Source organism: Mucilaginibacter aureus (assembly GCF_053514885.1).
The window spans coordinates 2,222,600-2,240,453 of record NZ_CP170601.1 but is presented as its reverse complement, the minus strand read 5'-3'; the positions used below and the strand labels follow the sequence as shown (position 1 = coordinate 2,240,453).

Below are 17,854 nucleotides of genomic sequence, written 5' to 3'. Positions count from 1 at the left end.
TCTCTTTAATAATTAAAATTTAACCGATATACCAGCTGTGAACTGCCTTGAGTTAGCCGCTGTATTACGATCTATACCCTGGGTTGCAGTGCCAGTACCACCATTACTAACCTCTGGGTCGGGCCCCGGGTAATTTGTAATTACAAACAGGTTTTGCGCCGATACAAACAAACGCAGGTTTGAAATATTTACTTTACTGGTGATGTTTTTTGGGATAGTATAACCCAGGTTAACTGTTTTTACTTTCAGGAAATCGCCTCTGTATACGTTAAAGTCAGATGGAAGTCCGGTACCGTTAGATACGTTATCACCATAATAAATCTGCGGATATTTTGCAACCTGTCCGGGTGTGGTCCAGTGGTCAAGTATAATGGTCGAGTTATTCCAGAAACGCTGATCGGTTAATGTTGCCTGGGTGCCGTAATAAACATAAAAACCTAACTGATAAGTACATAACACATTCAGATCAAACCCTTTGTAGTTAAATGTATTGCTAAAACCACCATACTCTTTTGGTGCGGTGTTGGCGTAGTTAACAGCATCGGCAGCCTGGTTAATGGTGTTAGGCTGGCCTGCATCATTAAGGTATGGAGTACCATCCATGTTGTACCATTTTTGCGTTGGGGTCGCCGTAGTTCCGATAGGCGCGTACTCAACCTGCTGTCCCCTACCATTTATCCATATACGACGGCCGTTAGCCGGGTCGACACCAGCGGATCTGATCATCCACAAGTTACCGATCGGATAACCCACCTGGGTGATGTTGGTGATCTCGCTTGTGCTGGGACCACTGGTGAACTGGTTAATACCAGTGGCCAGGCCGGTAACTTTATTTTGGTTAAAGCTGATGTTGAAATTTGCGGTCCATTTGAATGTTCGGGTTTGCATAATATTGGCATTCAGGTCAAATTCCAAACCTTTGTTCCACATCGAACCTATGTTGATCAGCGAGGTACTTACTAAACCGGCTGATGGCGCGGCCGGAACTAAATATAACAAACCATTGATGTTGTTATAGTAGCCCGCTGCCTCTAAGGTCAACCTGTCTTTAAATAAACCAAGGGTGAAACCGATATCGGTTTTCTTACTGGTTTCCCATGCCAGCTTATCGTTACCATTTGAACTTGGCAATACGGTACCAACCCCGTTATATAAACCCGAGGCACTATACAATGTGTACGATGCAAAATCACCTATGCCGGCTTTGTTACCAACGGTTGCATAACTACCTCTTAATTTAAAGCTGCTAAAAATTTTATCGAAGTGCATACTATCCCAAAACTTCTCTTTATCCAAAACCCAGCTGGCACCAAAGCCAGGGAAATAGCCATACTTGCTATCGGCACCAAAGGCCGAGTAACCATCGCGGCGCAGGGTGGCCGTTAAAAAGTATTTTTCGTCATAGTTATAGTTCAAACGTCCGAAGAACGAAACCAAATAGTTTTGGGTGTTAGAACCGCCACCATAAGTGACGGTTGAATAACCTACCTGAATGATGTTAAAGGCCGGATCGTTCAACACCGATCGGTTCAACTGGAAGCTGTTGACGCTTGTACCGCTCTGTTCGTTACCTAATAATAACGAAAAATTGTGCTTCCCGAAGAAAGTATGATCAAATTGGAGCGTATTATCCCAAACATACCTTTTGTTGGTTCCTTCGAAAGCCGACGCTGAAGCCGTATTTGCAGTTGGCGATGTGTAGTTTGTAATAGGGTTAGTGAAACTATCGGCAGTGTTGAAAACGATATCCAGGCCGTATAAAGTTTTCGCGGTGATCCATGGCAATGGTTTAACCTGTAAGTAAATGTTACCGGATGTATGACTGATCTCGGCATTGGCGCGATCAAGGTTCAAGGCCGATACAGGGTTGGTATAAGCAATAGTACCATAGGCACTGCCAGCGTTGCCCTGTATGCCCATACCTGCGCCGGTAGTGTTATAAGTACCATCAGCATTATATGGAGCAATATCCGGTGGCAGCAGCAGTGCCTCGCGGCCTAAACCAGCGGTAGCATACTGCTCGGTGGGAAGTGAACCTGATGTAGTGGCCGCAAGGCTTAACTGATCAACGTATGAAACTTTCATACCCAGGGTAATGTACTTATTCGCGTTATGGTCAACGTTAAAATTCAAGCCTTTGCTTTTGTACCCATCGCGCACAATGGCACCTTCCTGGTTGCTCCAGTTGGCCGAAGCGTAATAGGTAGTTTTGTCGGAACCGCCGCTAATGCTGGTGCTAATGTTGTAGATCTTACCTTTATGGTAGATCAGATCGGCCCACTTCGTATCAACCGGGTTACCGGCAGCATCATAAGTATAACCAGCATGCCCAAAACCATTTGCAGGCACTGCTGCCGAGCTATAAACACCCGCATTTACCATTGCTTCGTTTTTAAGTGCAATATATTGGGCGGCATTTAACATGGTTGGCAAGCGATTCACACTATTAATACCGGTATAAGCATTTACATTAATTGATGCAGTACCTTTTTTCCCTTTTTTGGTGGTGACAAACACTACACCGTTAGCGCCCTGGCTACCGTAAATGGCAGTTGCGGCGCCGTCTTTGGCAATGTCTATGCTTTCTATATCGTTAGGGTCGATATTAGATAAAGCACTGCCGCCCGATTCGTTACCAAAGTCGTTGGTCAATACGGTAACCCCGTCAATAACAAATAATGGCTGCGAACTTAGAGAGATGGAGTTTGTACCGCGTATACGGAAAACAGGGGTAGTGTTTGATACACCATTTGGAATGGTGACCTGCGCGCCAGGCGCACGGCCGGCCAAAGCCTGCTGGAAGCTTTGAACAGGTTGCTCAACTAAGTCTTTACCACTTACTGATGCAATGTTACCAACCAGGTCCTGCTTGCGTTGTGTACCATAACCTACAACCACTACCTCGGTAAGCGACTTTGAGGAGGCCTCCAGCCCAACGTTAACAACACCGCCCGTTACCGGGACAGTTTTTGTGAGATAGCCGATAAATGAAACCACCAGCGACTGTTCGCCCGCCGGGACGCTGATACTGAATTTGCCAGCGCTGTTTGTTTGTGTACCGGTATGGGTGCCCTTGACAACCACACTTGCTCCGGGTATTGGAGTTCCGTCATCTTTTCCGGTAACGGTTCCGGTAATTGTTCGGTTTTGCGCCTGGGCATGGGATGCCAGAAATAGCAAAACCACCACACTAGTGAGTAGTAGTTTTTTCATTCGTTAATAAATTAAGGTCAGTTAATAAATAAATCGACTCAATTTAGAAATAAATGATCTAAAACTTGTTATTTTATTAAAATCGTGTTAAAATTCTGATGTTTTTATTAAAATCATTAAAAATAAAACAACTATTGTGTGATTTTTTTAACAAAAAATAAAAAAACATCATTTTTTTAAGTTAATTATAATTTTATAATGAGATAAAAGTTGTAAAACATGAGTTTTATTATTAATGTATCAAATATTTTACATTTTTTTAATGCTTTTATTGAAATAAATATAAAAAAATGACGCCTTATGGATTTTTTAGTTGAAAAAATAACTTGATTTTGTGACACTTAACAAAAAGTTTTGACTTAATGTCCGATGTCAGGATCGTGACATTTGCTCCGATCTATCTTAATAAACCGCTTGTTTAAACGCTACTATTTTTGTATATTTATGGGAGCGGAGCCAGTAGTGAAGCGACATGAAGAAAGACAAAACATTTTTAAAATACCCATATTTACCTATGTCTTTTCCGACAGTTACAGACCGAAGCCAGAGCTGGGTAACAGACATCGGTGTACCTATGTAATACCGATGAGTACCTATGTGTTGTTTAGCTGGACGGTATCAGGAAAATGGCCCTGATAAAGCGGAGAAGCTATTTTAGGAAAACAACAGTTAAAAAAGCGTTAAAAATACCGAAGAATACCGATGTCTCCAGATTTTTCGTTGCGAAAACAGTTATTGCCGCTGAGGACATCGACAATTGCAGAAGTATTAGGCCGTATAAGCCCCCTATGAAGCGAATAAAAAAATATGCTAACTTCGTTGCCTCAAAACAGTATTATCCAATAACATGAAACTACTTGAAGGAAAAACCGCGCTGATCACCGGCGCATCAAAGGGTATAGGTCGTAAAATTGCCGAAAAATTTGCGGAGCATGGCGCTAATGTGGCATTTACTTATTTATCATCGGTTGAAAAGGGTTTGGCATTGGAGCAGGAACTGCAAAGCTTTGGCACCAAAGTAAAAGGTTACCGCAGCGATGCTTCTAAATTTGACGAAGCCGAAAAACTGATCAATGATATTGTTGCCGACTTTGGCACTTTACATATTGTAGTAAACAACGCGGGCATTACCAAAGATAATTTATTGCTGCGCATGACCGAGGCCGACTTTGACGAGGTGATCGAGGTAAACCTGAAATCAATTTTCAATACCACTAAGGTAGCATCGAAAATTATGCTAAAAAACCGCCAGGGCGTATTTATCAACATGAGTTCGGTAGTGGGTGTGCAGGGTAATGCGGGGCAAGCCAACTATGCGGCATCAAAAGCGGGCATCATCGGTTTTAGCAAATCGATAGCTAAAGAGTTAGGCTCGCGTAATATCCGCACCAACGTGGTGGCACCAGGCTTTATCAAAACCGAAATGACCGACGTACTTGACCCTAAGGTTGTAGAAGGCTGGGAAGCGGGTATCCCGTTAAAACGGGGCGGCAGTCCGGAAGATGTGGCCAATGCCTGCGTTTTCCTGGCATCGGATATGGCATCTTACATTACCGGGCAGGTTATTCCGGTTGACGGGGGAATGTTGTAAGTATAGTTATTGAGTTACTGGTTATTGAGTGATTGCCGCTCTATACTATTGTAATTTCTTTAACATAAAAACCGGGCACTTTGTAATAGGTTTTAAAAACAGCATATTTGATTTACATATGCTGTTTTTGTTTGCGATAACATGGGGTGCGTTTTCCGGATGGTGGGTATTGGCTTGCCTGGCTTTAGGCGGGCTTTATGCCTGGATGTTATACCGGCAGCCAACTAACCTGGCGGCTACATGGCGCTACCTGCTTGGCGCTTTCCGTGTTGTTGTAGTTACCCTGATAGCCTTGCTGCTGCTATCGCCGCTCATCAAATCGGTAACTACACATCCGCAAAAACCTTTGATATTGGTTGCGCAGGACAATTCGGCATCCATCAAACTGTTCAAACCTGCGGGTTTTGAGCCGGAACAGTTTGTAAACCGGCTTGGCAATTTGAAAAAGGCTTTGGGCGACGGTTATGATGTGCGCGAGTTTAACTTTGCCGACCAGGTTAGGGATAGCCTTTCAACCAGATTTGATGGTAAACAGACGGATATTTCGGTAGTATTTAACGACTTATCTGACCGTTTTTTGAACCAGAATATTGGCGCATTGGTTTTGGCTACCGATGGTTTGTATAACAAGGGCAGCAGTCCGCAATATAACTCCGGCAACTTAAAAGCCAGTATTTATACCGTTGCTTTGGGCGATACCGTGCCCAAGCGCGATTTACTGATCGCTAATGTAAACTATAACAAAACGGCTTTTTTAGGTAACGATTTTGAGGTGGAGGTTTTAGCTGAAGCCTACCAAAGCAAAGGCGAGAACCTGAAACTGAACATTGCCGAAGATGGCAGCCCGGTATTTAGCCAGAGCATCCCGGTAACGGCAAATGCGTTCAGAAAAACCATAACGGCTAAGCTTCACGCGGATAAGAAGGGCATCCATCAATTTACCTTTAGTATACAGCCTGCAACTAACGAAATATCGGCAGCCAACAACACCGAAACCATTTATGTAGAGGTGCTGGATGCCAAACAAAAGATACTGGTGGTTTACAATGGCCCGCACCCGGATGTAACGGCTATCAAGCAATCGCTGGAAAACAACCGTAACTACGAAGTAAAAACCACCTTGCTCAGTAAGCTTGACGAGGCCACGTTGAACACGTATAGTGTTGCTATTTTGTACCAGTTGCCAACCAACACTACTTCAGCTTTACCCTCAACCCTGCTGAGCAAGCTGAAGCAGCAAAAGATCCCGGTTTGGTATATGGTGGGTGCACAGTCGGATATTTTTCAGCTGAACGCTGCGCAGAAGATTGTACGTATCAACGCAGGGCGACAGGATGTTCAGGAAGCTTTTGCTACCGTAGGCGCTGATTTTTCGTTGTTTACGTTATCGGATTCTACACGGCGTTCGCTTGCTTCGCTGCCGCCGCTATCGGCACCATTTGGTACTTACAGCGCAGCCGCGGCACAATCGGTTTTGCTGAAACAAAAAATAGGCACCATCGAAACAACCTATCCGTTACTGGCTTTTGGCGAAGAAGACGGCCGGCGCGAAGCTGTGCTAACCGGCGAAGGCTTATGGAAATGGCGCCTGGCCGAATTTGAGGCGCAGGACAATTACCATGCGTTTGACGAGTTGCTGGCGCAATCGGTACAATACCTTACTGCTAAAAACAACAAAACACGTTTCAGGGTTTACCCGGCTAAAAATGTGTTTGATGATGGTGAGGATATTTTATTGAATGCCGAATTGTATAACGAGGCTTTGGAGCTGGTGAATACCCCCGATGTGAACATCGACCTGAAAAGCAAAGCCGGTAAAACTTATAGCTTTGTTTTTACCCGTAACGGGCAGAGCTACCAGCTAAACGCAGGTGCATTGCCTACCGACGAGTACACCTATACAGCGAAGGCTAAGCTGGGCGATAAAACGTTTACTGCTACCGGGCAATTCATCATCAAACCCCTCAACGCCGAAACCCGCCAAAGCGCCGCCGATCATCACCTGCTTTACACGCTGGCACATCAAACCGGTGGGGCGATGCTAATGCCTGACCAGATAGATAAACTGGCTGACCTGATCCGCAAAAATGAGAACATCAAAACGCTGGTGTACGACGACAAAACCTACCGCGACCTGATTGACGAAAAGTGGTTGTTTGTGTTGATTTTAGGCTTGCTTAGCGCCGAATGGTTTTTGAGGAAGCGAGAAGGAGAAACTTAATTTAATACTGAATAAATGAAATTTAAAGACTTTGAACTAAAACCAGGCAACTATTTTGTTGCTATGGAATACTATGCGTTGATACTCAACCGCACGTTTTTAGTACTGCTAACGGATACCGGCCTTGTTGGCTTAAAAGGTAACGGAGCAGTTAGTGTTGAAGGTGGGCGCGATTTACTTACACGGGAAATATCGAAAAGCATGGCTATTCGGGGTGACCTAAAAAACCCTTTTTCGTATGTTAAAGACAAATACCTCGATCAATATCAAAATGAGGATATCAACGGTATAGATATCACGAAAAATCACAAAGACAATTTCCGCATTGATTATCTTGATATTCAGGCGGCAACTTATGATAAAAAGAAAAAATGGGGCATGGGTGCATACCCTCATGATGGTAAAGTTTACGTTATGACCAGCAATGGTAAAAAACGCGAATTCATCATCATGGGTGAGCAATCTGGCAACGACATTAAAGACTGGATATTGGCACACCAACCAACAAAACGTTAAATTTGCCCCGTGAGCGAAAAGACCATTTTAAAACTGCAATTACCTACCGACCCGCTTTGGGTAAAAAACGTGGTAGAAAGTAATATCGAGGAGATACTGACCGACCATGCCTATTGCGAACAAAAAGCTGCAAGCAATGCCATTACCCTGATCATTCAAAACCCAAACTACCCCGAAATTGTGCAGGAGATGGCCATGCTGGTACAGGAAGAAATGGACCACTTTAAACGTGTGCACGATATCATCATCAAACGCGGCTACCAGTTGGGTAAAGAACGCAAGGATGACTATGTTGGCGAACTCTATAAATTTTTAACCAAGGGTGGCAGCCGCCAAACGCAGCTGGTAGAGCGCCTGTTGTTTTCGGCGATGATAGAAGCTCGCAGCTGCGAGCGCTTTAAGGTGCTATCCGAAAATATAAAAGACGAGGAACTGGCTGCCTTCTACCACGAGCTGATGATAAGCGAAGCCGGGCATTATACCATGTTTTTACGCCTGGCTAAAAAATACGGCGGCGATATTGATGTGGGCGCGCGCTGGAAAGACTTTTTAGCTTATGAAGCCGAAGTGGTGAAGAACTATGGTAAAAGTGAGACGATACACGGGTAGTTGTCATTGGGTTATTGGTTATTTAGTTATCTTGACCTGATGAAAAAGTCTGGAGTAATTTGACTCTGAACTCCGGACTCAAGACTATTTCGCCATGCCCACCACACTCCGCATATAATTATCAATCGTCGCCATATCAACCACATCACTTATTAGCCCAATGTGCATATCGGGGCGAACAATAAGCGTTTTACGCTGATCGGCCTTTATCTCAAAAGCATCAAATACGTGCCTGTTCTTATTGCTTGGCGGCAGGTAAAAAAAGTTGAGCGTTTGGGCGTAGTTTTGCATTATCCATCGCGCAAGTGCAAACAGTTCGGCTTCGGGAATATGACCTAATGAAATCAGTGTAAAGCCAGGTTTGGTGCACCATTCGTGCAGGTCTGTTTCCTGCTGTTTCTTTTCGTCGAACACTTTCAGGTAAGGCAGCCTGTCGCCGGCCTTTATTTTTGTGGTCTGACTCAGGTTTAAGTTGAGCTTGCTTTCGCGATAGCTGATACCTGTTTGCGATACTCTGATAAAGAACAGTTGCCGCAACTTTTCGTTACTCCATATCTTTTTTAGTATGCGTGGTAAAACCCACTTTTTGAACAGGGTCATCCAAAAACTATCCGACAAAATAAACTTAAATGCACGGTCGGTAGTTTTTAACAGTTCTTTTGCTACAGGCATGCGCTCGTCGGCATAAGTATCCAAAATACCACTGCCTGTTTGCTTATTGATTACGGCCGCTAATTTCCAGCTTAGGTTATAGGCATCCTGCAGACCGGTATTCATACCCTGGCCGCCAACCGGCGAATGAATGTGCGCCGCATCACCGATCAAAAAACACCGTCCGCTCTTAAACTTTTCGGCCATGCGGTGGTGCAGTTTGTAGGTTGTAAACCAATAACATTCACTAATATTTATCTCTTCATTGGTTACACTATTCAAATATGGCTTAACATCGTCTATCGTTAAATCCTGCTTATCGGCCAGTGCTGATGGTAAAACACCCACTATCCGGTAACGCCTTTCTTCGGGCATTACAAAAAAGGCGGCAAAACCATGCTTTGCCAAATACAAATGGATCTTGTTATCAACAGCCTGATCGATCACAGCATCGGCCAGGTAAAATTGCTGCTGATAAGTATCCCCGTTGAATGGAATATTTAATTGTTTTCTTACAACACTTCGGGAGCCATCGGCACCGATGAGCCAGTCGCAAGTTAGTTTAACTTGTTCGCCATTGTTGGTTAACAGCACCCCGATATTATCGGCCTGCTGATCGAATGTTTCTAAAGATGTTTCCCAGTATACCGGGCAGCAGTTTTGAGTGAGGTAATCAAGCAGCACACGCTCGGTTTTGCTTTGCTCGTACATAAACAGGTACGGGAACATGGTTTGCTGCTCGCCCATATCATCCAGCGAAAGCTCGGCTACCCTTTTTCCACCCTGATTAAGACATACCCCGTGTGCCTGCTTACCATTGGGCAATACTTTATCCAGCAACCCCAATTGCCTGAATATTTCGAGCGAGCGGGCCTGTACCGCAAGTGCTTTTGAATAAGGCGTTGGGCCCTGTTTACTATCCACAATGATCGCCTGTACGCCATTACGTAGTAACTGAGCTGCCATCATCAGTCCCGACGGGCCGGCGCCAATGATCAATACTTCGGTATGTTGTACGGTGGGTTTCATTTATCACGAATGGAATAAAAGGAAAATAGTTGGCTTTTTATGCAGATCGGGTATTTGCTTTTTCCAGTCGGCAATGCTTTGGGTTTTTATCATTTCGTCCTCACCGGTAATATTACAGGCTATACAAAGCCGGGTTTTGGCGTTACCTGTTCGTAGTATTTCTTCGAGCATCTGGTTGTTGCGAAACGGCGTTTCAATAAACAACTGTGTTTGGTTAAACCTTTCGGCGTAACCTTCAAGCTCTTTTATCCGTTTCGCACGTTGCTGCTTATCTATCGGCAAGTAACCGTGAAAAGTAAAGCTTTGCCCGTTAAAACCCGAGGCCATCAGCGCCAACAAAATGGAGCTCGGCCCAACCAGCGGGATAACTTTGATACCCCGTTTGTGCGCCTCGGCAACAATATCGGCACCTGGGTCGGCTATGCCGGGGCAACCGGCTTCGCTCATTAAACCTACAGCTTTGCCGCTTTCTAAACCGGTAAAAAACTGGGCCAATCCGCTTTCGCGTGAATGCTTGCCATAATCGTGAATGATCAGTTGATTTTGAGGGATGGTCAGCCCGGCTTCCTTTAAAAACCGGCGGGCAGTTTTTTCGTTCTCTACAATATACTCGCCAATGTGGTTTATCGTTTCAGCAAGGTAAGGGGTGAACGATTTTGCCGCGGCATTGTCGGCAAGGGGTACAGGTATCAAATAAAGCGTCCCTTTAGGCATATTGCAAAAGTCAATCTTTTTTTTTGTAATTTAATCTCCCGAAAGGAAATCAATATATGAAATCATTAGGTATCAACTGGTTTATTGAAGGCACAATTGATTTTGAACACAAAAAATACATTTTACTCGATTACCTGCAGGAGATAAACCGCCACTTTGACAAAAGCAGGTTGTACCCTAATTTAACCGACCTGATATTTCATTACAATAACCTGCTCAGCTTTAAAGAGAACAAAACTTCGCTGCAGCAAGCTTTCCCGCAAAGGTTAACCCAAATTGAAATTGCTGCGGTTAAGCTCACCTACAAAAAGATAATAGAGGATGATAACTCGCTTAAAGAAATAGAACAGATCATTGCCTACGCCATGAACCAGATGGACCCGGCCATCAAAACCGGTAAAGAAATTTATGATTTTGTAGAAAAACACCTCAATATTGAAACGGTTGGCGTTGTGCCGCTGATACCTTATCACGGCTATTTTTCGTTGCGCAACGGCGAACAAAACGGCCATTGGGTATACGAATACCAGATTACACTGTTTGAAGGCAAAGACGATAAATACCGCGGCATCAATACCCGTTTTGTTGATGTTTACGAGCGTAATTTAGTAAACACTCCCGAATGGGTAAAAAGTGATCTCATCTATCGTTACAAACACCTGCCCAACCCGGCGGTATACCATCTGGAAAGCGATATTACCTTTCCGCTTGAGCAAACCTTATTGCCGGTAGCTAAAAAGAGTTTGGTGAAGTATATCAGCCAGGTAGCGTAAAGTCCGAAAGTCGGCAAGTCCGAAGTCCGGAAGAAAGAACCTTTTCAAAACGATCTTTCGGACTTCCTGTCTTTTCGGTCTTTCGGACTTCTTAATTTAAAAAACAACTTTGCCCATCGCAGTTACCAGCGAAGAGATACGCACCGCATCAAAAATGCGTTCTTCGGTCGTGCCCATTTGTATCAGCGAGTTTTCGTGCGCGTTAACGCACATTTCGCAACCGTTAACGGCCGATACGGCCAGGCTCATCAGTTCAAAAAACTCTTTACCGGTAACAGGTTTCATCATGATCTGCATGCGGATGCGTGCCGGTACCTGGGTATACTTTTCTTTCTGTGTAAAGTGACGGAAACGGTAAAATACATTGTTCGATGCCAGTAACGATGCGCAGGCAGCAGCCTCGGCAATATCGGCATCGGTAGCGCCTTGCCCGGCAGCATATTTGGTAAAGTATTCGGTTAAGGGTTTGTTATTGTTATTGATGGCTGTGGTTAAGCCTAATAAACCGCACTCTTTGGTGCTTAAATGTTCGGATGTTAAGGTGCTGGTAAAGTTCAGCTTCAGATCGCGCAGGTAGCGCGATTCGCCTTTTTCCAATAAAGCCAGGCTATCGGTACGATAACCGGTATCAATATCAAGGCCCTGCAATATCTCTGATATAATTTCTGTTGATTCGTTCATTGTTTGGTTATTGAGTTATTTGTTATTAGGTTATTGAGTTACCTGTAAATAAAAAGTTGATCGCGGTTGTAATAACATCCACGATCAACCATATCTTAATTGTGGCTATAAATTATTAGTTATTTAAGCTCTTAATAACTCATTAACCTAATAACTTAATAACCCGGTAACTCCATAACTAATTACACAGTAAGGGTTTCCTGACCTTTTTCCCAGTTGCAAGGGCAAAGTTCGTCGGTTTGTAAGCCATCCAGTACGCGCAAAACTTCTTTTACGTTACGACCAACGCTCAGGTCGTTAACGCTAACCCAACGGATGATACCTTGAGGATCGACAATAAAAGTAGCGCGGTAAGCAATCTTTTCGTTAGGTTCTAAAATACCCAGGTCTTCGGCTAATGATTTTGAAGTATCGGCCAGCATCGGGAATTTCAGGTCGCGCAGATCAGCGTGATCTCTTCTCCATGCAGCATGTACAAATTCGCTGTCGGTTGATGCACCGATCAAACGGGCGTCACGGTCGCGAAACTCGCCAAAGCTTTTGTTGAACTCAGCAATTTCGGTAGGGCAAACAAAAGTAAAATCCTTTGGCCACCAAAACATTACGGTCCATACGTTATCATCGTTTACCAGGTAATCTGATGTTAAAGTTTCAAACTCTTTACCTTTTTCAATGCTTACAACAGCAGTTTTACTAAACGAAGGGAATTTTTGTCCTATGGTTAACATATTTGTAATTGATTTAATTTTTTATTGATACAAATATAGCTAATTGGGCCTATAGGTTTAATTTTAATAATCGATGGGCTATAGATTTTGTTTATAGTTATAAGTATTTGTATAATAAATGGTTAAGATATTCAAAATAGGTGCTTGGAAGATTTCTTCAACCAGACCTCCTTCCTTGGGGCAGAGTGCGTATGGTGGTGAAGAGGCGGGAAGGGGTCATTCTGTGGTATGTATATTCAACAAACGCCTCCTCATAGGTGGGATGCGCATTCTATACCTTTTGAATTATTAGAAGGTTGGATTTATGAATTTGTATTGATATATGGGCATTCCCCTCCGGGTCGGGCTTTACGCTCATACTGCGCAGGCTTTAGCCACATGGCCGGTATCCGCTTCAATCCCTAATGCAGATTTGCTTGGCTTGAAAGGTTTAACATACCAACTGATGTTGCCACTGCTACTTAAATCTAAAAAATCACGCTGTTATCCTAAACTCCGATTGTTGCTCCATAGCAATAACCGTTGTACCCGGGGCTGCGTTGCCAAATAACTTAAGCATCTTAATAATGCGTGGTGCGGCCAGGGTGTTATGTTTGATATCATCAAATCCTATCATTTGCTCCAGCTCGTTATCAGCAAACAGCCTGTATTCCATAGGGCGATTGGCAAAGTTTCGGTAATTGATGGGTGTATCGGTCAATATTTCGATATCGTAATGACGCTCATCCTGGTGAATATTACCCATCAGCTGGGTGACACTGTTTTTGGGGCCCTCTATCAATTGAAGATATTTACCGCTGGCATAAAACAACATACCTGTAATGTTATTCTCTGTATTGCTTTGTCGCGATAACATCAGCTGACTAAAAAAATCACATTCGTTAAAATTGTTCTTTAAATAGCTTGTGTAAATAACCTGGTGCAGCATAAATGTTCTATTAAGATTAGGCAAATATTACTTTTCCGGTTATACGCAAGTTTTTAATTCGGAGTTACAAAAACACCTGCTTTTTGTAATTATTTGTTAACAATAGCAAAAACACAAGTCATAATTTACCTAAACGAAATAGCAAAAGACTGATAAACAAAGCAATAATCATTCTTTTAAGCTTTGACCCATCGTTAAACCGCGATAAAAAAATGTGGAAAACTCAAATATTCTTTGCGTCGATGATCTTAAAAAACTCTTCGCGGTAGGTATCGCCAACAGGGATGATCTTGTCTTTGATCCAGATGCGGCTGCGCTCAATACTATCAATTTTATTGATCGCTACGATATATGATTTATGCACCCGTATAAAGTGTTTTTCGGGCAGCGCCTCCTCCATTTTTTTCATGATCTGGAGGGTGATGATCCGCTCGGTGGTGGTAAATATGGAGATATAATCTTTTAACCCTTCTATAAAAAGAATATCGTTAAGATACACCTTTTGAATTTTATGCTCGGTTTTTACAAAGATGAAGTCGGTAAGCAGGTCTTGCTGTGGTGCAGTCTCCTCTTTAATAGCCGGTGCCGGTACTGCCGATGGATGGATGATCAATTGCGCCTTTTGTACCGACTTATAAAACCTGTCGAAAGCGATAGGCTTTAACAGGTAATCAAGCACATCAAGTTCGTAACCCTCCAAAGCGTATTGCGAATAGGCGGTAGTAAGTATCACTTTTACCTTGCCGTTGGCTATTTTTAAAAATTGTATACCGGTTAGTTCGGGCATTTGCACGTCCAGAAATACCAGGTCAACGCTGCCATCCTGCACCAGCTGCAATGCCTCGATAGGATTGGTGGTAGCCTTAACCAGCTCCAAAAAAGGTATTTTGCTAATGTAATCTTCCAGTATATGCAGGGCCAGTGGCTCATCGTCAACTACCAAACACTTAATCATGGCTATAAATTTAAGGATAATTCGCAAACATAGCTGTCGGGCCCGTCAACTATGTCCAACTGGTATTTGCCGGGATAAAGCAGATCGAGCCTGCGTTTAACATTAATGAGGCCTATGCCGCCTGCGGCGTCTTTATTAAACTGGTGCTTTTTATTCTCAATTTTAAACACCAGCCAATCGGGGCGTACGTAGATCTGGATGCTGATCGGTTTGGCCGCATCATTAGCCACGCCGTGTTTAAAAGCGTTTTCAATAAATGAGATCAGTAGCAGCGGAACAATTTGCTGATGATCAACAGTGCCGCTTATTTCAAAATCGACAAAGGCATTACTGCCGAAACGTATTTTTTGTAGGTCGATATAGTTTTGCAGGTACTGCAGCTCTTTACCCAGGTCAACCTTGTTATCGTTACACTCGTAAAGCATGTAACGCATAATTTCGGATAGCTTTAAAATAGCTTCGGGCGTGGTTTCGCTTTTTTGGTAGGCCAGCGAGTAAATACTGTTTAACGAGTTAAACAAAAAGTGCGGATTGATCTGCGATTTAAGGAAAGCCAGCTCGGCGCTTAAACGCTGATTTTCAAGGTCGCGTTGGATACGTTCGTTCAAAAACCAGTCCATAGTAAATTTGAGCACTGTGCTTAAGAACACAAAGATCAAACTGGTAAAAAACGAGCTTAGGTAGTACGACCAGAAGCCGATGGTCTCTTTCTCACGTACTAAAACATAGCCCCGAAACACGTGGGCAAAGCCGTATTTAACAAAACCAAAAACCAGGATCACCAGCAAAACCATCAGGTTGTACCTGAGGTACTTTTTGTGATTTAGATACTTAGGAATAAGTACCAGGTAGTTGAGGTAAAACAGGCTGATATTGATGAGCCCGAAAAGCACAAATATCACCAACAGGCCCTCGGTAGGTATTTTGGTATTACCGTGGGTAATGAACATGAAAAAAGCGATCATGCACGTCCAGAAAAGTGTGTGCCAAAATATTTGCCAGCCTTTTTTCATTTCAATAGTTGCAGTTCAATTTCAACAATACTATCATTCAACAAGTTAAGTTTATCAATAGCTTTACAGCATCTAAAATAATATAATTAACAATAATACCATTTGTGTTTAGATGTACCACCTGTTTTTAACGATGAACCCCTTGCTAAACCCGACCAACCGATTAGCAGCCGCGGCAGCCTGTTGGTCTATAATTACTGTGTGTTGGTCTAAATGTTTTTAGCAGCCAGATTATTAGCAGTTCATTTGTATCATCAAATCAAACATCACAATCAAATCAAACCATGAAAAAGTTCATCACCAACTCAAACCCATTTGTACTGTTAGTTATACCGGTACTGTTTGCTATGATCATGGGCGTGAGTTATCAATTTAAAGCTAAAACCAACTTTGCTGCTATCGACGGTTCATCGTATAAACAAAGCACTTCGCTGTTCATAAAAAGCGTATCTTTGATTAAGGCGGTATGTTCCGTTAGCAAAGAAAAAGTATGGTAATCCGTACGGATAGGTTATCTTTTCACTTCGGCGATCAACAGGTTGTAAAAGCTGTTTCGCTCGAAGTTCCCCAGGGAAGCATTTATGGTTTTTTAGGCCCAAACGGCGCCGGCAAAACCACCACCATTAAACTACTGCTCAATCTGTTGCATGCCCATAATGGCAGCATACAGATCTTCGACAAAGATCTGCAAACCAATCGGATCGAAATACTATCGCAAATAGGCTCATTAATTGAGCAACCGGCTATTTACGGCCACCTTACCGGCAAAGAAAACCTGTGTAACCGTGCCCTGCTTTTGCAGGTACCCACCGAGAGGGTTGACGAAATGCTGGAATTGGTACGCTTAAAAGCCGCATCAAATAAAAAAGCATCGCAATACTCGTTAGGCATGAAACAGCGCCTCGGCATAGCCTTAGCCTTATTATCTGACCCCAAACTGATCATACTGGACGAGCCTACCAACGGCCTCGACCCAAACGGCATTATTGAAATACGCCAGTTATTAATGCGCCTGGTTAAAGAACAGGGTAAAACCGTTTTTGTATCGAGCCATTTATTGGCCGAAATTGAGCGGATGGCCACCCATGTAGGTATCATCAATCACGGCGACCTGGTTTTTCAGGGCACTATTGAAGAACTGAGCGGCCTGAGCAAGCCTTTGGTACAAATTGAACTGGACAACGGTGTTGATGCCGCCAACCTGTTAACCCGTAACGGTTATGCGGTTGGCGAAGTACGTGATAATACCATCTTTTTACCGTATATCAGTAAAGAGGATACCGGTAAACTAAATGCATTGCTTAACCAAAACAATTACATGGTATACAGCATCGGCAAAGTGCAAAAAGACCTCGAGAATTTATTTTTAGATATCACCCAAAACACCTAACCCCATGAAAGGATTTATATTATCACTCCGCTCGGAGTTTTATAAGAGCCGCAAAACTATGGGTTTTTGGTGCGCAGTAATATTGCCTTTGTTAATTGTAGGGTTAATGTTTATTGGCTTTTTAACTCATCCGGGTGGTATGTCTAAATTTCCGGGTATGGCATTGTGGATGTTTTACGTAACGCCAATCTCGATGGTGATGGGTAACCTGCTGCTGCCTATGTATATCATCTTCGCCTCGTATTCGGTAAACGCCATGGAGCACAAGGCCGATACCTGGAAAACGCTGTTTTCATTACCTATTTCAAAATGGTCGGTTTATGCAGCTAAATATTTTTATGCCATGTTTTTGGTGTTTTTATGCCTGCTGTTATTTTACCTGCTTTTATTAGGCAGCGGCAACCTGTTAGGTGTATTGAAACCCGAACTTAAATTTTACGATTTTCATATTGAGGGTTATTTACTGCAAGTGTATTGCAAACTATTCCTGGTATCATTGGGCATTCTGTCAATCCAGTTTTTACTAAGTTTGGTGTGGAGCGATTTTTTAAAGCCTATGGGTATTGGTTTTGTATGCACCATTGCCAGTTTAATATCGGTTGGTGTGGGTTGGCAATACGCTTATTTTGTACCCTATGCACATCCCGCCTTAGCCATGAAGGGGTTAAACAGCAATACCAGTATTATCCGTAACAACAAAGGCGTACCACAATTAACTGTAGATATGTTTACCAAAGAGGTTTGGGTGAGCCTTATAGTTGCTGCGGCGATATTTATTTTAGGCTTTTTTATTGTACAGAAAAAGAGCGTTAAATAAGATGGACGATGTGAAAGGTAAAATG

At 43.1% G+C, this 17,854-nt stretch carries 16 protein-coding genes; 8 read left to right on the top strand and 8 right to left on the bottom strand.

Going from position 1 to position 17,854, the window contains the following annotated elements; all coding sequences use genetic code 11:
• Nucleotides 1–12: 12 nt before the first annotated feature.
• Nucleotides 13–3,213 (bottom strand): SusC/RagA family TonB-linked outer membrane protein, encoded by a 3,201-nt coding sequence (locus ACFGVR_RS09460; protein ID WP_448702567.1) that lies wholly within the window; start codon nt 3,211–3,213, stop codon nt 13–15.
• 847 nt (nt 3,214–4,060) lie between these two features.
• On the opposite strand from ACFGVR_RS09460, the gene fabG reads away from it, so the two are divergent.
• From fabG to miaE, 4 genes are all read left to right on the top strand, one after another.
• Nucleotides 4,061–4,804, top strand: a complete 744-nt coding sequence (fabG, locus tag ACFGVR_RS09455) for a 3-oxoacyl-[acyl-carrier-protein] reductase (protein ID WP_448702566.1) — start codon at nt 4,061–4,063, stop codon at nt 4,802–4,804.
• A 118-nt stretch (nt 4,805–4,922) separates the two neighbouring features.
• Nucleotides 4,923–7,025, top strand: a complete 2,103-nt coding sequence (locus ACFGVR_RS09450; protein WP_448702565.1) for a hypothetical protein — start codon at nt 4,923–4,925, stop codon at nt 7,023–7,025.
• 15 nt (nt 7,026–7,040) lie between these two features.
• Entirely contained in the window at nt 7,041–7,541 is a 501-nt protein-coding gene (locus ACFGVR_RS09445; RefSeq protein WP_448702564.1) for a hypothetical protein, read from the top strand.
• Between the two features lie 9 nt (nt 7,542–7,550).
• Entirely contained in the window at nt 7,551–8,150 is a 600-nt protein-coding gene (gene miaE / locus ACFGVR_RS09440) for a tRNA isopentenyl-2-thiomethyl-A-37 hydroxylase MiaE (protein ID WP_448702563.1), read from the top strand.
• Between the two features lie 84 nt (nt 8,151–8,234).
• Here the strand turns inward: miaE and ACFGVR_RS09435 are convergent, their stop codons facing one another.
• Together ACFGVR_RS09435 and ACFGVR_RS09430 are read right to left on the bottom strand one after the other, a co-directional pair.
• The gene (locus ACFGVR_RS09435; protein WP_448702562.1) at nt 8,235–9,830 is read right to left on the bottom strand and encodes an FAD-dependent monooxygenase; all 1,596 of its coding nucleotides are present in this window, start codon (nt 9,828–9,830) and stop codon (nt 8,235–8,237) included.
• A gap of 3 nt (nt 9,831–9,833) precedes the next feature.
• Nucleotides 9,834–10,544 (bottom strand): SAM-dependent methyltransferase, encoded by a 711-nt coding sequence (locus ACFGVR_RS09430; protein ID WP_448702561.1) that lies wholly within the window; start codon nt 10,542–10,544, stop codon nt 9,834–9,836.
• Between the two features lie 56 nt (nt 10,545–10,600).
• Here ACFGVR_RS09430 and ACFGVR_RS09425 point away from each other — a divergent pair, with 56 nt between their 5' ends.
• Nucleotides 10,601–11,317: a hypothetical protein gene (locus tag ACFGVR_RS09425; RefSeq protein ID WP_448702560.1), complete on the top strand. Its 717-nt coding sequence runs from the start codon at nt 10,601–10,603 to the stop codon at nt 11,315–11,317.
• Nucleotides 11,318–11,413: 96 nt separating this feature from the next.
• On the opposite strand, the gene ACFGVR_RS09420 is transcribed toward ACFGVR_RS09425, so the two are convergent.
• From ACFGVR_RS09420 to ACFGVR_RS09400, 5 genes are all read right to left on the bottom strand, one after another.
• Complete coding sequence (locus ACFGVR_RS09420; protein WP_448702559.1) at nt 11,414–11,998, bottom strand: carboxymuconolactone decarboxylase family protein; 585 nt, start codon at nt 11,996–11,998, stop codon at nt 11,414–11,416.
• 182 nt (nt 11,999–12,180) lie between these two features.
• Nucleotides 12,181–12,726: a peroxiredoxin gene (locus ACFGVR_RS09415; protein WP_448702558.1), complete on the bottom strand. Its 546-nt coding sequence runs from the start codon at nt 12,724–12,726 to the stop codon at nt 12,181–12,183.
• 475 nt (nt 12,727–13,201) lie between these two features.
• Nucleotides 13,202–13,654, bottom strand: coding sequence for a BLUF domain-containing protein (locus tag ACFGVR_RS09410; RefSeq protein ID WP_448702557.1), 453 nt, complete (start codon nt 13,652–13,654; stop codon nt 13,202–13,204).
• A 223-nt stretch (nt 13,655–13,877) separates the two neighbouring features.
• Nucleotides 13,878–14,609 carry a LytR/AlgR family response regulator transcription factor gene (locus ACFGVR_RS09405; RefSeq protein WP_448702556.1) on the bottom strand — a complete coding sequence of 244 codons (732 nt, stop codon included), beginning with the start codon at nt 14,607–14,609 and terminating at the stop codon, nt 13,878–13,880.
• Nucleotides 14,610–14,611: 2 nt separating this feature from the next.
• Nucleotides 14,612–15,574 carry a sensor histidine kinase gene (locus ACFGVR_RS09400; RefSeq protein ID WP_448702555.1) on the bottom strand — a complete coding sequence of 321 codons (963 nt, stop codon included), beginning with the start codon at nt 15,572–15,574 and terminating at the stop codon, nt 14,612–14,614.
• A gap of 332 nt (nt 15,575–15,906) precedes the next feature.
• On the opposite strand from ACFGVR_RS09400, the gene ACFGVR_RS09395 reads away from it, so the two are divergent.
• Genes ACFGVR_RS09395 through ACFGVR_RS09385 form a run of 3 tightly spaced genes read left to right on the top strand, consistent with a single transcriptional unit; the run spans nt 15,907 to nt 17,829 of the window.
• Nucleotides 15,907–16,119, top strand: a complete 213-nt coding sequence (locus ACFGVR_RS09395) for a hypothetical protein (protein WP_448702554.1) — start codon at nt 15,907–15,909, stop codon at nt 16,117–16,119.
• On the top strand, nt 16,113–17,012 hold the full coding sequence (locus ACFGVR_RS09390) for an ABC transporter ATP-binding protein (RefSeq protein ID WP_448702553.1): 900 nt from the start codon (nt 16,113–16,115) through the stop codon (nt 17,010–17,012). The genes ACFGVR_RS09395 and ACFGVR_RS09390 overlap by 7 nt, the downstream gene beginning before the upstream one ends.
• Before the next feature lie 4 nt (nt 17,013–17,016).
• A complete protein-coding gene (locus ACFGVR_RS09385; protein ID WP_448702552.1) occupies nt 17,017–17,829 on the top strand; it encodes an ABC transporter permease in 813 nt (270 codons plus the stop codon).
• The last annotated feature ends 25 nt before the right edge of the window (nt 17,830–17,854 follow it).

Excerpts from the sequence above, each read along its gene's own strand:
- ACFGVR_RS09460 (WP_448702567.1), bottom strand. The coding sequence starts at position 3,213 with ATGAAAAAACTACTACTCACTAGTGTGGTGGTTTTGCTATTTCTGGCA.
- fabG (WP_448702566.1), top strand. The coding sequence starts at position 4,061 with ATGAAACTACTTGAAGGAAAAACCGCGCTGATCACCGGCGCATCAAAG.
- ACFGVR_RS09450 (WP_448702565.1), top strand. The coding sequence starts at position 4,923 with ATGCTGTTTTTGTTTGCGATAACATGGGGTGCGTTTTCCGGATGGTGG.
- ACFGVR_RS09445 (WP_448702564.1), top strand. The coding sequence starts at position 7,041 with ATGAAATTTAAAGACTTTGAACTAAAACCAGGCAACTATTTTGTTGCT.
- ACFGVR_RS09435 (WP_448702562.1), bottom strand. The coding sequence starts at position 9,830 with ATGAAACCCACCGTACAACATACCGAAGTATTGATCATTGGCGCCGGC.
- ACFGVR_RS09430 (WP_448702561.1), bottom strand. The coding sequence starts at position 10,544 with ATGCCTAAAGGGACGCTTTATTTGATACCTGTACCCCTTGCCGACAAT.
- ACFGVR_RS09425 (WP_448702560.1), top strand. The coding sequence starts at position 10,601 with ATGAAATCATTAGGTATCAACTGGTTTATTGAAGGCACAATTGATTTT.
- ACFGVR_RS09420 (WP_448702559.1), bottom strand. The coding sequence starts at position 11,998 with ATGAACGAATCAACAGAAATTATATCAGAGATATTGCAGGGCCTTGAT.
- ACFGVR_RS09415 (WP_448702558.1), bottom strand. The coding sequence starts at position 12,726 with ATGTTAACCATAGGACAAAAATTCCCTTCGTTTAGTAAAACTGCTGTT.
- ACFGVR_RS09410 (WP_448702557.1), bottom strand. The coding sequence starts at position 13,654 with ATGCTGCACCAGGTTATTTACACAAGCTATTTAAAGAACAATTTTAAC.
- ACFGVR_RS09405 (WP_448702556.1), bottom strand. The coding sequence starts at position 14,609 with ATGATTAAGTGTTTGGTAGTTGACGATGAGCCACTGGCCCTGCATATA.
- ACFGVR_RS09400 (WP_448702555.1), bottom strand. The coding sequence starts at position 15,574 with ATGATCGCTTTTTTCATGTTCATTACCCACGGTAATACCAAAATACCT.
- ACFGVR_RS09395 (WP_448702554.1), top strand. The coding sequence starts at position 15,907 with ATGAAAAAGTTCATCACCAACTCAAACCCATTTGTACTGTTAGTTATA.
- ACFGVR_RS09390 (WP_448702553.1), top strand. The coding sequence starts at position 16,113 with ATGGTAATCCGTACGGATAGGTTATCTTTTCACTTCGGCGATCAACAG.
- ACFGVR_RS09385 (WP_448702552.1), top strand. The coding sequence starts at position 17,017 with ATGAAAGGATTTATATTATCACTCCGCTCGGAGTTTTATAAGAGCCGC.